The sequence below is a fragment of the Bradyrhizobium lablabi genome (assembly GCF_001440475.1).
In the GTDB taxonomy this organism is placed as follows: domain Bacteria; phylum Pseudomonadota; class Alphaproteobacteria; order Rhizobiales; family Xanthobacteraceae; genus Bradyrhizobium; species Bradyrhizobium lablabi.
Window position 1 is genome coordinate 99,731 of record NZ_LLYB01000123.1, and the last position, 13,042, is coordinate 112,772.

Annotated in this window: 11 protein-coding genes and 1 pseudogene; 7 read left to right on the forward strand and 5 right to left on the reverse strand. The window is 64.2% G+C overall.

Annotation, left to right across the window (positions count from 1 at the left end; genetic code table 11):
* Window positions 1-271, forward strand: a pseudogene (locus tag CQ14_RS47270) (sulfite exporter TauE/SafE family protein); the annotation flags it as partial.
* 30 nt (window positions 272-301) lie between these two features.
* Here the strand turns inward: CQ14_RS47270 and CQ14_RS34380 are convergent.
* Window positions 302-1,696 (reverse strand): flavin monoamine oxidase family protein, encoded by a 1,395-nt coding sequence (locus tag CQ14_RS34380; RefSeq protein ID WP_057862192.1) that lies wholly within the window; start codon window positions 1,694-1,696, stop codon window positions 302-304.
* 189 nt (window positions 1,697-1,885) lie between these two features.
* Here CQ14_RS34380 and CQ14_RS34385 point away from each other — a divergent pair, with 189 nt between their 5' ends.
* Complete coding sequence (locus CQ14_RS34385; protein ID WP_057862193.1) at window positions 1,886-2,878, forward strand: YiiX/YebB-like N1pC/P60 family cysteine hydrolase; 993 nt, start codon at window positions 1,886-1,888, stop codon at window positions 2,876-2,878.
* A gap of 204 nt (window positions 2,879-3,082) precedes the next feature.
* On the opposite strand, the gene CQ14_RS34390 is transcribed toward CQ14_RS34385, so the two are convergent.
* The gene (locus tag CQ14_RS34390; RefSeq protein ID WP_082650156.1) at window positions 3,083-5,011 is read right to left on the reverse strand and encodes a TonB-dependent receptor; all 1,929 of its coding nucleotides are present in this window, start codon (window positions 5,009-5,011) and stop codon (window positions 3,083-3,085) included.
* Between the two features lie 401 nt (window positions 5,012-5,412).
* On the opposite strand from CQ14_RS34390, the gene nikR reads away from it, so the two are divergent.
* Entirely contained in the window at window positions 5,413-5,859 is a 447-nt protein-coding gene (gene nikR, locus CQ14_RS34395; RefSeq protein WP_057862194.1) for a nickel-responsive transcriptional regulator NikR, read from the forward strand.
* Between the two features lie 107 nt (window positions 5,860-5,966).
* Here nikR and CQ14_RS34400 read toward each other — a convergent pair whose 3' ends face one another.
* Window positions 5,967-6,242: a metal-sensitive transcriptional regulator gene (locus CQ14_RS34400; protein ID WP_027540012.1), complete on the reverse strand. Its 276-nt coding sequence runs from the start codon at window positions 6,240-6,242 to the stop codon at window positions 5,967-5,969.
* Between the two features lie 50 nt (window positions 6,243-6,292).
* Between CQ14_RS34400 and CQ14_RS34405 the strand changes: the two genes are divergently transcribed.
* Window positions 6,293-8,677, forward strand: a complete 2,385-nt coding sequence (locus tag CQ14_RS34405) for a heavy metal translocating P-type ATPase (RefSeq protein ID WP_057862195.1) — start codon at window positions 6,293-6,295, stop codon at window positions 8,675-8,677.
* Window positions 8,678-8,745: 68 nt separating this feature from the next.
* On the opposite strand, the gene CQ14_RS34410 is transcribed toward CQ14_RS34405, so the two are convergent.
* On the reverse strand, window positions 8,746-9,690 hold the full coding sequence (locus tag CQ14_RS34410) for a beta/alpha barrel domain-containing protein (protein ID WP_057862196.1): 945 nt from the start codon (window positions 9,688-9,690) through the stop codon (window positions 8,746-8,748).
* A gap of 115 nt (window positions 9,691-9,805) precedes the next feature.
* On the opposite strand from CQ14_RS34410, the gene CQ14_RS34415 reads away from it, so the two are divergent.
* On the forward strand, window positions 9,806-10,552 hold the full coding sequence (locus CQ14_RS34415) for a sulfate transporter family protein (RefSeq protein WP_057862197.1): 747 nt from the start codon (window positions 9,806-9,808) through the stop codon (window positions 10,550-10,552).
* A gap of 124 nt (window positions 10,553-10,676) precedes the next feature.
* Here the strand turns inward: CQ14_RS34415 and nth are convergent, their stop codons facing one another.
* On the reverse strand, window positions 10,677-11,429 hold the full coding sequence (gene nth, locus CQ14_RS34420) for an endonuclease III (RefSeq protein ID WP_057862198.1): 753 nt from the start codon (window positions 11,427-11,429) through the stop codon (window positions 10,677-10,679).
* Window positions 11,430-11,451: 22 nt separating this feature from the next.
* Here nth and CQ14_RS34425 point away from each other — a divergent pair, with 22 nt between their 5' ends.
* Both CQ14_RS34425 and CQ14_RS34430 read left to right on the forward strand, forming a co-directional pair.
* The gene (locus CQ14_RS34425; RefSeq protein WP_057862199.1) at window positions 11,452-11,973 is read left to right on the forward strand and encodes a DUF2244 domain-containing protein; all 522 of its coding nucleotides are present in this window, start codon (window positions 11,452-11,454) and stop codon (window positions 11,971-11,973) included.
* 55 nt (window positions 11,974-12,028) lie between these two features.
* The gene (locus tag CQ14_RS34430) at window positions 12,029-12,925 is read left to right on the forward strand and encodes a methylated-DNA--[protein]-cysteine S-methyltransferase (RefSeq protein WP_057862200.1); all 897 of its coding nucleotides are present in this window, start codon (window positions 12,029-12,031) and stop codon (window positions 12,923-12,925) included.
* The last annotated feature ends 117 nt before the right edge of the window (window positions 12,926-13,042 follow it).

Sequence of the window (13,042 nt, forward strand, 5' to 3'; positions counted from 1 at the left end):
GATTTCATCCGTCGTGGCCCGTGCCAATATCGTGCTGTTCTTCGGCGCGTCGGATTTCTTCTCGGCCGTCAGCTACACCGCGACCGGGCTGATCACGCTGGATGCGATCAAGCTCGCGTTCGTGGTCGGTCCCGTCTACGCCTGCGGCGTCTGGTTCGGCGCTTCCCTGTTCGGCAAGGCCAGCGAAACCGTGTTCCGCGCGATCTGCTACGCGCTGATCGCGGCGGCGGTGATTTTTGGATTGCCGGTGTTGGACGGCGTGCTGCGGTAGACTCGGACCCGGGCAAAGGCGCAAGCGCCATCAGTTGATCGACGCCCCTCGCCGCCGCTGCTTCGCCGGCCGCGCTTCCGGCTCGGGATCCCTTAACGCACCGATCCGCCGCAATGCCGCTTCAGCGGCGCGCTCGCCGCTCTCCCAGGCGCCGTCGATCGTTCCCCACAGCGTTTCATGGGTGGCCTCGCCGGCGAGATACATGCAGCCGATCGGCTCGGTCAGAACCTTGCGCGAGGATTGCCCGCCCGGACCGGCCGCCGACATCGCACCGAGCGCGAATGGCGCAGCGTTCCAGCGCGTCGCGCTCGATTTCTTCACTGCGGCCGCCGCCTCGCTGCCGTACAGTTTTGTCAGCCATTCCACCGCAAACGCCACCATGGCCTTCTCGCCCTGCGCGGAAAGATCGCGACCGAACGAGCCGCCGACATCGAGGGTGCAGAGCGAAGACCCGCCGATATTGGCGTACATCAGCGCCGTCTTCGTCGAATTGCTCTGCTCGACGACGACGTCGTCACGGGCGAGGCCCAGCGGATTGCCCGAGATCTGCAGCGCAATCCGGTCGTAGCTGCCGAGACTAAGTTTCGACGCCGCGTCGAGCATGCGCTTCGGAATGTCGGGCGCGAATTTGATATTGCCCGCGGCCAGCACGTTGGTTGACACCGTAATGACGGCCGCACGCGCAACGATCTTGCCGGCCGACGTTTCCACTGTGACGTCGCGGTTGCTCCAGGACATCCGGTTGGCCGGCGTCGACAGCGCCACCGGCACCTGCTCGCCGAGCCTTGCGATCAGCGTGCCCAATCCCTGGCGGCACCCGATCGCGGTGTTGCGATCCTGCGCGCGGGCCTTGTCGCCGACGGAAACGTCTTTCAGATCCTTGCCGGAGAAGCCGGCTCCCAGGACGAACTCGGCCGTATCCACCCACACGCCGAGATCCTTCGGCAGAACGGAGGCGCAGGAGACGTCGAGACGCCGCGCGGCCTCGTCTATGGCACGGTTGGTGCGCACCAGCGCCGCCAAAAATTCCTCGGTCTCGCCGGCGCGGGCGTTGCGGCGGCCGATGCGGATCTTCTGGCCCGACGGCGCGGTCGTGATCTCGAGGCCCGCTGATCGCGCCAGCTTGATCATCGGATTGGTTTCGGGATTGTGCATCCAGCGCGCACCGCGATCGAACGGCACGTCGAAGGTCGAAGTATCGGTCTGGCAGCGGCCGCCGATTTGATTGGCCGCCTCCACCACGATCACCTTGCGGTTCGCCGCCATGATCCGCCGCGCCGCAGCAATGCCGGCCGCGCCTGCGCCGACCACCACGATGTCGGCTTCCCGCGGCAAGGGCGCTGCTCCCGCGCGCATACCGGAAAAAACCGGAACTGCCGCCAGGCCGGCGGACGCCGACAGAAAGGTGCGGCGGGTCATTGTCATGTCATGGTTTCCACGGCCTGAAAGAAGCGAGAACAGCTAGCGAACTGTGCCGCATCTCACGTGACGCAGCAACACTCATGGTAAATCAATCATGATTGATCCCTCTTGGGCATGAACTAAATTGAAACGGCTTGCGACCATGATAAGGAAACAAAAAAAGCGGAAGAAAAGCCGTGCTTGGGGAGTTTCATGGGCGTAGTGCTCGACACCATCGGCCAAGTGATTGCGGGCTACCTGCAGAAGGAAGTCCCGGGCTATGAGCCGTTCACGCCCAGCGACCCCGAGCATCTGCGCGGGGTCATCCAGCCTGGCGACGTGCTGCTGGTCGAGGGCAACAACCGCATCTCCGGCATCATCAAATATCTCACGCAGTCCACCTGGTCGCATGGCGCACTCTATGTCGGCCCGGTCGATGGCGCGTTTGAGCCCGACGGCGAGCCGCATGTGCTGATCGAGGCCAATATCGGCGAAGGCGTGACCTCGGCCCCGCTGTCGAAATATTTTCCCTATCACACCCGCGTCTGCCGCCCGATCGGCCTGTCCTACGAGGACCGCACCACGGTGTGCCGCTACGCCATCAACCGGATCGGCTTCGGCTACGACACCAAGAACATCGTCGACCTGATGCGCTATCTGATCCCGCTGCCGGTGCCGCAGCGCTGGCGGCGGCGCATGATCGCGTTCGGCTCCGGCGATCCCACAAAAATCATCTGCTCGGCGCTGATCGCGCAGGCGTTCGACGCCGTGCGCTACCCGATCCTGCCCAAGATTACCCGCGCCGCCTCACGCAAGGCCCGGCGCGAGATCCTGCATATCCGCGATTCCTCGCTCTACATGCCGCGCGATTTCGACATCTCGCCCTATTTCGAAATCGTCAAACCCACCATCGTGCACGGCTTCGACTACACCGCACTCCACTGGGCCGACAAACAAAAGCCGCTCGCGGAGGTAGCGGGCGAATTCGGTGTGTTTCCAGAGGTCAAGTCGCCGCCGCTTGTTCCTGAAGAGATTGACCAGGAAGCGCCGCTTCCGGTTGAAGAAGTGATCGTCGAGGAAGTGACCATCGAAGCCACGATGATCGAGCGCGTCACCGTATCGGAACACTATCTCGCCGTCGAATATGTCGCCGTCCGCCCGCCGGAGCGCCGCATGAAGCCGCGGACGCAGGAGACGGTGGCGTAAGAGCACGACCCCGTAGAGTGAGCAAAGCCACCGTGTCGCGCGAATGTGCGCCCGATGACAGGCTCCGCGTGCCCACCGCCCTTCTGTCAGACCTCATCCTGAGGAGGCGCGTAGCGCCGTCTCGAGGATGAATGGCACTAGCGGGGGCCTCGTGATTCGAGACGGCGCTGCGCGCCTCCTCACCATGAGGGTTTAACGTAGTCGTCAAAACCTCCCCGCCAGCGTCAACCGTACCGCCAATGGCTCTGCCGGATGCACGTGTCGGTCGGCGACGCCGCCGATCGGCTCGCCCGGCAATCGCGACAAATAATAGTATTCGATCTGATTGGTCTTCGCGTTGAACAGATTGAGCACGTCGAGCTGCAGCTTTAGCTCGTTGTCGAATCTGTATCCCGCCCGCGCATTGAAGATCAGCGATGATTGCGAGCGAACGCTGTCGTCCTCGATCAGGGGACGCGGGCCGAAATAGCGCCCGCGCAGCGCGCCGAACCAGCCGGTATCGCCGCCGAACGTCACGCCGCCGGCCGCCACCCATGCCGGCGCGCCCGGAATGAAATTGCCGGCGGGATCGAAATCGGTGAAGCGGGCGCGGGTATAGGCGAGGTCGAGATCCAGCTTCATCCACGGCAGCACTTGATACTGGTTGGTCCACTCGACGCCGACGCGCCGGCTCGGGCGGCTCGGCTCGGTGGTGCCGGCGTCGCCGACGAACAGCAATTCCGAGTCGAAGTTCAGCACGAACACCGCGAGCGAGCTGGTGAGCCCTTCGAGCGCCCTGGTGCGGATGCCGATCTCCGCGCCCTTCGATCGCACCAATAGCGGCACACGGTCCTGCGGCGTCACCTTGTCGATCGGATCGACGGTGATCGTCGCCCCCCTGATGTCGTTGGAGTGCAGGCCATAGCCGGCATTGCCGTAGAACTCGGTCTTGTACCAGGGCCCCAGCACGATCCCGGCCTTGGGGCTCGTCATCGACGCCTGTGCATTGCCGGAATTCTCCGGCGTGTCGCCGATCACCCTCCCCGCAAAATAGTCCTCGCGGATACCGATCGTGGTGCGCAGCCAGTCGGTCCAGCGCGCCGTCGTGTCGGCCCACAGGCCGACATTGCCCTCGCGCACGCTGTCTTCGCGCACGGTCGAAAGCGTCTCGCGCTGCAGCGTCTTGAACAGGCCGACCCGGATATCGTCGGCGCGCGTCTGCAGCCCGATACGAGTCTGGGTTTCGATACCGCCCACACGCATGTCGAAGGCGTGGCTGGCATTGAGGCCATAGACCGTGCGCCGGTCCATCTGGCTGAACTGATCGCCATTGACGGGGTCGTCGAGAAAATAGGTGAAATTGTTGTAGAGTCGCAGCGACGAGTTGATCACATAGGCATTGACCTTGCTCTGCCCATATTCGCTCGATTGCGCCCAATTGCTCGACAGCGAAAGCCGGCTCGCAACGCCGCCATCGGTCGGATCGAGCGAGCCGAACCGGCCGATCACGCCTTGATCGATCGCGCGCTGCGCCACCTGGTCGGTCGAATTCCAGCCGTTGGAATAGGCCATCGCCGAGAGCGTAAAGCCATCGGTTGATGTGCCCTGGCTGTAGCGCAGCACGCCGTTGAGCTTGCGCACATTGTCGGGAACGTCCCACGGGCCGTTGTATTTGACGCCTTCGACGGCGGCGAGCAGCGTACCCGCACCGACCGCGGTCGACCCCGCTGCCAGCCCGCGGTGGTAGCCGAAGCTGCCATTGGTCGTCTCCAGAATGTTCTTCGGCAGTTTGTTGATGTAGTCGATGGCGAGGGCACCGGCGGAGCCGAAGTCGCCGACGTCAGCGAAGTACGGACCTTTTCGTACATTCACCGACTGGATCAGTTCGGGAATCATGAAATTGATGTCGGCATAGCCCTGACCGTGACCATGGGTCGGCATGTTGACCGGCATGCCGTCGACTTTGATCGAGAGATCCGTGCCGTGGTCGAGATTGAAACCGCGCAGAAAATACTGGTTGGCTTTGCCCTCGCCCGAATGCTGGGTGACGATCAGCCCCGGCACCACCTCCAGCGCCTCTCCGGGGCGCGAGAAGGGCCGCGCGTTCACCTCCGCGCCGCTGATGGTCAGGGCGCTGGCCGCGGTTGGTTGCATGTATGCCGGCCCCGCGGTCGCAGACTCGGAAGTGACGCCGCCGCGGACCTGCGGTGGGACAGGGGCGGTCGGCTGAACTGCGGATACCGTTCTCGCGGTCTGCTGGCGCCGCGGTGGCTTGGGCCGGCTGCGCGGCCGCGTTTCGGGGGGATTTACCGTCACGGCAGGAAGCTGGCTTGAGCCTGCCACGGCATCGCTCTGCGCGTCGGCTGGTCCCAGGACCAGCAACGATGCGGCAGCCGAAAATGCTCCCCAGGCAACCCGACGCAATGCTCATGCCCCCGCATGATAACTGCTACAATCGCGCGACCCATGAGTTCAAGGTAACGCAGCACCTCACCCTAGTAAACGCAGTATGATGTTACAATAAAAATATCATACCGCCTCTCCGACGGAATTCCATGCAACGGATCACCATCACCATCGAAGACGATCTGCTCGCCGAGATCGATGCAGCGGCGGAAGCGCGCGGCTATCAGAACCGCTCCGAGATCATCCGCGATCTCGCCCGCTCGGGACTGCAGCAGAGCGCCGAGGACGTCGCGCCGTCGGGCCAATGCGTCGCCGCTCTGGTCTATGTCTACGATCACGCCGCGCGCGACCTGTCAAAACGGCTGGTGCAGAATTTCCACGGCCACCATGAGCTGTCGCTGGCTACGTTGCATGTCCATCTCGACGACGATAGCTGCATGGAGGTGACGGCGCTGAAGGGCGCCAGCGGCGAGGTCCGGCATTTTGCCGACCACATCATTGCCGAGCGCGGCGTGCGGTACGGCCGCGTCGTGATGATCCCGACGGCATCCGACAAGAAGCCGAAAGCGCGCAAGCACGGCCATCATCACGATTAGGGTGAGGACGCGTAGCCCGGATGGAGCGCAGCGCAATCCGGGTAACTCGACCTTTCGGACAAGCTGCCCCGGATTTCGCTTCGCTCCATCCGGGTTACGAATCCGCGCTACCTGTCGGAGCGGCCGATCACCGCCATCAACTCCGCGATCTTCTCGCGCTGGTCGGCCTTGTTGCCGCTGGTGATCGCGTGTTCGACGCAATGCGAGACGTGATCCCGCAGCACTTCCTCCTCGACGCGCCGCAACGCGGCCCGCACGGCGGAAATCTGCGTGACGATGTCGATGCAGTAGCGGTCCTCGTCGACCATTTTTGACAGGCCGCGGACCTGGCCCTCGATCCGGCTGAGACGCTTTTGACAGGATGCCTTGATGTCTTTTCGCATGAGGCCTATATACCCCTACAGGGTATAGGTTTCAAGCGCCGGAGCGGACGATGAACAGGAATGAAAACGCCGATCGAAACGGCGCCCCGAAGAGCGCCTGCTGCGACGGCCATGGCCACGCTCACCATCATCACAGTGACGCCCAGGCGACCGTACGCGACCCCGTCTGCGGCATGAAGGTGAATCCCGAAGCCAGCAAGCACCGCTTTGACTACAAGGGCGAGACCTTTCATTTCTGTTCGGCCGGCTGCCGCACCAAATTCGCCGCCGATCCCCTCGCCTATCTCGAAAAGGACAAGCGGCCGAAGCCTGCCGTGCCGGAAGGCACCATCTACACCTGCCCGATGCATCCGGAGATCCGACAGGTCGGTCCCGGAAGCTGCCCGATCTGCGGCATGGCGCTGGAGCCCGAGGTTGCAAGCCTCGATGCACCGCCCAATCCGGAACTGGCTGACATGACGCGCCGCTTCTGGATCGGCCTCGTGCTCGCGCTGCCGGCCGTCGTCCTCGAAATGGGCGGCCATCTCGTCGGCGGTCACGGCTGGGTCGATCCGACGCTGTCGAACTGGATCCAGCTCGCGTCGGCCACGCCCGTGGTTCTCTGGGCCGGCTGGCCGTTCTTCGTGCGCGGCTGGCAATCGCTACAGACGCGCAATCTCAACATGTTCACGCTGATCGCGATGGGCACCGGCGTCGCCTATGTCTACAGCGTCATCGGCACGGTCGCGCCCGGCATCTTTCCCGCTACCTTCCGCGGCCATGGCGGTGCGGTCGCGGTCTACTTCGAGGCGGCCGCCGTCATCACCGTGCTGGTGCTGCTCGGCCAGGTGCTCGAACTGCGCGCCCGCGAGGCGACGTCAGGCGCGATCAAGGCGCTGCTGCAACTCGCGCCGAAGACCGCGCGCCGCATCGGCGACGATGGCACGGACCACGAAGTCGAGATCGACGCGCTCGCCGTCGGCGACAGATTGCGCGTCCGGCCGGGCGAAAAGGTGCCGGTCGACGGCATCATCCTCGAGGGCCGCTCCTCGCTCGACGAAGCGCTGGTGACCGGCGAATCCATGCCGGTCACCAAGGAGGTAGGCAGCAAGGTCATCGCCGGCACCCTCAACCAGTCCGGCGGCTTCGTCATGCGCGCCGAGAAAGTCGGACGCGACACGCTGCTGTCGCAGATCGTGAAAATGGTGGCGGACGCGCAGCGTTCCCGCGCGCCGATCCAGCGGCTGGCCGATCAGGTCGCCGGCTGGTTCGTGCCGATGGTGATCGTCGTGGCGCTGATCGCGTTCGGCGCCTGGGCCTGGTTCGGACCCGAACCGCGCCTGGCGTTCGGTCTCGTCGCCGCCGTCAGCGTGCTCATCATCGCCTGCCCCTGCGCGCTTGGCCTGGCCACACCGATGTCGATCATGGTCGGCGTCGGGCACGGCGCGCAGGCCGGCGTGCTGATCAAGAACGCCGAAGCGCTGGAGCGTATGGAGAAGGTCGACACGCTGGTGGTCGACAAGACCGGAACGCTCACCGAAGGCAAACCGAAGGTGACCACCATAGTGCCAGCTACCGGATTCGAGGAGACCGATATTCTGCGGCTGGCGGCGACCGTTGAGCTGGCAAGCGAACACCCTCTGGCCGACGCCATCGTGCGAGCAGCCAAAGAGCGCAATCTCGCCCTTGGCAAGGTCGATGAATTCGACTCGCCGACGGGCAAGGGCGCCACCGGCAAGGTCGACGCCAAGACCATCGTGCTCGGCAATGCGAACTTCCTGCAATCCCTCGGCATCGACGCGCAGGCGTTGAACGATCAGGGCGAGCGTCTGCGTGGCGAGGGCGCGACCGTCATCAACATGGCCGTTGACGGCAAGCTGGCTGGACTGTTCGCCATCGCCGATCCGGTGAAAGCATCGACGCCGGAAGCACTGAAGGCGCTGGCGGCCGAAGGCATCAAGGTCATCATGCTGACCGGCGACAACAAGACCACGGCGAACGCCGTTGCGAAGAGTCTTGGCATCGACGACGTCGAGGCGGAAGTGCTGCCCGATCAGAAGAGCGCGGTGGTCGCGAAGCTGCAGAAGGCCGGAAAGATCGTCGCGATGGCCGGCGACGGCGTCAACGACGCGCCGGCGCTTGCGGCAGCCGAAGTCGGTATCGCCATGGGCACCGGCACCGATGTCGCGATGGAAAGCGCAGGCATCACGCTGTTGAAGGGCGATCTTGTCGGCATCGTCCGCGCCCGCCGCCTGTCGCAGGCGACGATGAGCAACATCAGGCAGAACCTGTTCTTCGCCTTCATCTACAACGCCGCCGGCATCCCGATCGCCGCCGGCATTCTCTATCCCGCATTCGGGCTATTGCTGTCGCCGATCATAGCGGCCGCCGCGATGGCGCTGTCGTCGGTGAGCGTCGTCGGCAACGCGCTGCGACTGCGGCTGACGCGGCTGTAGTACGCGAAAAGCGAGCCAGCGGTCAGTCGTCATGCCCGGGCTTGTCCCGGGCATGACGAGAATGAAGATTACGCCGCCCTCGCCGTCCCTCGAGGTAGTCCTGCGCGCGCCAGTCCACCATACAACGCCTCATCAGGCATTTCCGATTTCAGGATTCCGCGCACCGCGATCAGCTTCTCGATATCGATGCCGGTTTCAAAACACTTGCTCTCGCACAGGAACACCAGATCCTCGAACACGACATTGCCGGTCGCGCCCGGCGCGAACGGACAGCCGCCGAGGCCGCCGAGCGATCCATCAAGCACGCGCGCGCCGGCATCGAGCGCGGCGGAGGCGTTGGCGATGCCCATGCCTCTGGTGTCATGCAGGTGGATGCAGATCGGCTTTGCGCCCGCGATCTTCACCGCGCCTGCGACGAGGTCGCCGACCTGCTTCGGCCCGGCATAGCCGACCGTATCGGCAATCGCGACCATGTCGACGCCGGCGTCGAACAGCTTTTCCGTCAGCCGCAACACTTCCTTTGGGTCCACCGCGCCCACGATCGAACAGCCCAGCGCCATCGAGATCGCGGAGTTCACCACCGGCTTGTGCGCGCTGGCGTCGCGCAGCTCGCAAAGGCGCCTCACATTGGCAATCGCCGACTCGCGCGAGCGGTTGGCGTTGGCCTGGCTGTGCTCCTCCGTCGCCGAGACCACCGTCGCCACTTCAGCCACGCCAGAGGCGAGGGCCTCGTTGACGCCGCGCTCGTTCAGCGTCAGCGCAATTCCGTACGCCCCCGGCAGCGACGCCACCGTCGCGATGATGTCGCGCACGTCGGCAAATTGCGGAAAGGTCTTCGCCGGCAGGAACGAGCCGACCTCGAAATGGCGCACACCGGCAGCATATTCGTCGCGGATCCAGCGCTGCTTGGCGGCGGTGGATGGAAACGTCTTCACAAGCTGCAGGCCGTCGCGCAGGCCGACCTCGCGCAGCACGATCTTGTTGTCGGGATAGAGTTCCTGGAGGCGGGTCATGGCAACCTCTTGTTTTTGACGGCAGCGTCGTTTCCCCGGGGCCGGCAGGCTCTTGCCGAAGCCCTTGTCTGTATCTACCTCTCGCAAGGGTTTTTTCACAAGAGGCCAGACCGCCATGTTGGACGCCGCCGTCAAGGCGCTATCGCAGATCCTGTCGCCGCCGATGCGCACCATTTTGTGGCGCTCGATCGGGCTGGCGCTGGTGCTGATCACGGTGCTGGCCGTCGGATTGCAGCGGCTGTTGAGCTGGTTTGCAGATTACGGCGAGGGCTGGGCGGAGGCGATGCTCGGGCCGGGCTTCCACACCTCGCTCCACATCCTGTCCTGGATCATTTCGATCGCGGCCGGACTTGGCGTTGTCCTCGGCGGCATCTTCCTGATGCCGGCGGTCACCTCGCTGATTGCGAGCGTGTTCGTCGACGATGTTGCCGAGCACGTCGAGCGCGAGCATTACCCGGCGGAGCGCCCCGGCGACGCGCTGCCGCTCGGCATCGCGATCCCCGAAGGCATCAAGACGGCGCTGTTGACCATCCTGGTCTACCTGATCGCCCTGCCCTTCGTGCTGTTCGCCGGCGCGGGTTTTATCATTTTCTTCATCGCCACCGCCTGGCTGCTGGGGCGCGAATATTTCGAACTCGCGGCGATGCGCTTCCGCTCGCCGGCGGAAGCCAAGGCGATGCGGAAGGATAATGCAGCGACCGTGTTCACCGCGGGCCTGTTCATCGCGGCCTTCGTCTCGATCCCGATCGTCAATCTGGCGACACCCGTGTTCGGCATGGCCTTCATGGTCCACATGCACAAGCGGCTGTCAGGCCCGCGGCCGGAGCTGATCGAGCCGGCGAGGAAGATGCCGGTGGCCTAAGGCCGAGCTGCTAGTCCGTCATTGCGAGGAGCGAAGTGACGAAGCAATCCATCTATCCCCGCGCGGAGGGATGGATTGCTTCGCTTCGCTCGCAATGACGGTTTTGAGGTCGCGCCAGGGCCCCTCACACCGTCTTTTCCGGCCAGCGGCAGAGATCGTTGATCAGGCACACCTCGCAGCGCGGCTTGCGGGCGAGGCACGTATAGCGCCCGTGCAGGATCAGCCAGTGATGGGCGTGCAGCATAAATTCGGACGGGATCACCTTTTCCAATCCCAATTCGACTTCGAGCGGCGTGTTGCCCGGCGCGAGGCCGGTGCGGTTGGCGACGCGGAACACATGCGTATCCACCGCCATCGTGTGCTCGCCATAAGCCATGTTGAGCACGACATTGGCGGTCTTGCGCCCCGCCCCCGGCAGTGTCTCGATCTCGGCGCGGGTGCGCGGCACCTCGCCGCCGAACTCGGTGATCAGCTTTTCCGACAGCGCGATGACGTTCTTCGCCTTGTTGCGATAGAGCCCGATGGTCTTGATGTACTCGCGCACTTTCTCCTCGCCGAGCTCCAGCATCTTCTCCGGCGTGTCGGCGACGGCGAACAGCGCGCGCGTCGCCTTGTTGACGCCGGCGTCCGTGGCCTGCGCCGACAGCACGACCGCCACCAGCAGTGTGTAGGGATTGAGATGTTCGAGCTCGCCCTTCGGCTCCGGATTGGCCTTGCGAAAGCGGCTGAAGGCCTCATGGATCTCCGCCGGCGTCCAGGCTTTTGATTTTGCCTTCGGCTTACCGGCCTTCCTGGCTGGTTTGCCTGGCGAGGATGGAATGCCCGGTTTTTTGGCACCCGGTTTTGTAGCGCTCTTGGAGCGGATGATTTTGGCCATGATCGGGATATACTGATACGCGATGACCGCAAGCAACGACTTTGATCCGGCGCTTGACCAGCCGACCCTGTTTTCGGCGCGGGTCACACCGCATCGCTCGCTCAACCGCACCGGCTTTCTGGTGCTGATGACGTTCATCAGCGCGGTAAGCTTTGTCACCGGCATTGCGTTCTGGATGATGGGTGCATGGCCGGTGCTCGGCTTCTTCGGCCTCGACATGCTCGTGATCTACTGGGCGTTCCGGATCAATTTCCGCAGTGCTGATGCCACCGAGGACATCGTGGTGACGCCGTCGGAATTGCGGGTGCGGCGGGTCAGTCATCGTGGCCATCTGATCGAATGGTCGTTCAATCCGCTCTGGGTGCAGCTAGAGCAGACCGGCGATCCAGAATTCGGGATCGAACACCTTTATCTGGTCTCCCGTGGCCGCCGGGTTTCGATCGGCCACTTCCTTGGGCCAGACGAAAAGGCAAGCTTTGCCAAAGCCTTACTGGCAGCGTTGCAAACTGCCAAACGCGGCATCACCTACAACCCGATCACGTAGTGCCTTATCGGAAATCGGGTGGTTTGGACCGCGCATGAGCCCTAAATCAGACCCCATGATGATATCAGCCATACATGACGAGCGCCTGGCCAGACCGGGCCTCCAGAGCGCCGCGCAACGCGACTACGATTCCGTGCGCCGCGCCATCGCCTTCATCTCGGAGCACTGGCGCGCGCAGCCGACCATCGAGGCGATGGCGGACGCCGCCGCCCTGACGCCGGATGAGTTGCACCATCTGTTCCGCCGCTGGGCCGGGCTGACGCCGAAGGCCTTTATGCAGGCGCTGACGCTCGACCACGCCAAGGGCCTGCTGCGCGACTCCGCCAGCATTCTCGATGCCGCCCTCGACTCCGGGCTCTCAGGCCCGGGCCGGCTGCATGATCTGTTCGTGACCCATGAGGCGATGTCGCCGGGCGAATGGAAGAACGGCGGCGCCGGCATGATCCTGCGCTACGGCTTCCATGCCTCGCCGTTCGGCACCGCCATCGTGATCGCCAGCGACCGCGGGCTGGCGGGTCTTGCCTTCGCCGACCCCGGTCAGGAACAGGTCTCGTTCGCCGACATGAAGCGGCGCTGGCCGAACGCGACCTATGTCGAGGACCACGACGGCACCGTTGGTCTCGCGCAGCGCATCTTCGATACCAGGCTGTGGCGGCCGGACCAGCCGCTGCGCGTGGTCCTGATCGGCACCGATTTCGAGGTGCGAGTTTGGGAGACGCTGCTGAAGATCCCGATGGGCCGCGCGGTCTGCTACTCCGACATCGCCAACAAGATCAGCAAGCCGAAGGCCTCGCGCGCCGTCGGCGCCGCCGTTGGCCGCAACCCGGTGTCGTTCGTGGTTCCCTGCCATCGCGCGCTTGGCAAGGGCGGCGCACTGACCGGCTATCACTGGGGCATCACGCGGAAACAGGCGATGCTCGGCTGGGAAGCCGGCCAGGTGGGCGTGCACTGACGGCGCTCGCCGCGCAGGATGCCACTCGGCATCGGAACATCTCCCGCGCGCAGGCGGCACTTCCCCGGGGAACGAGCGGGTAGCCTAAGTCGTTGCCTCTGGATGGTAATTTCCAGC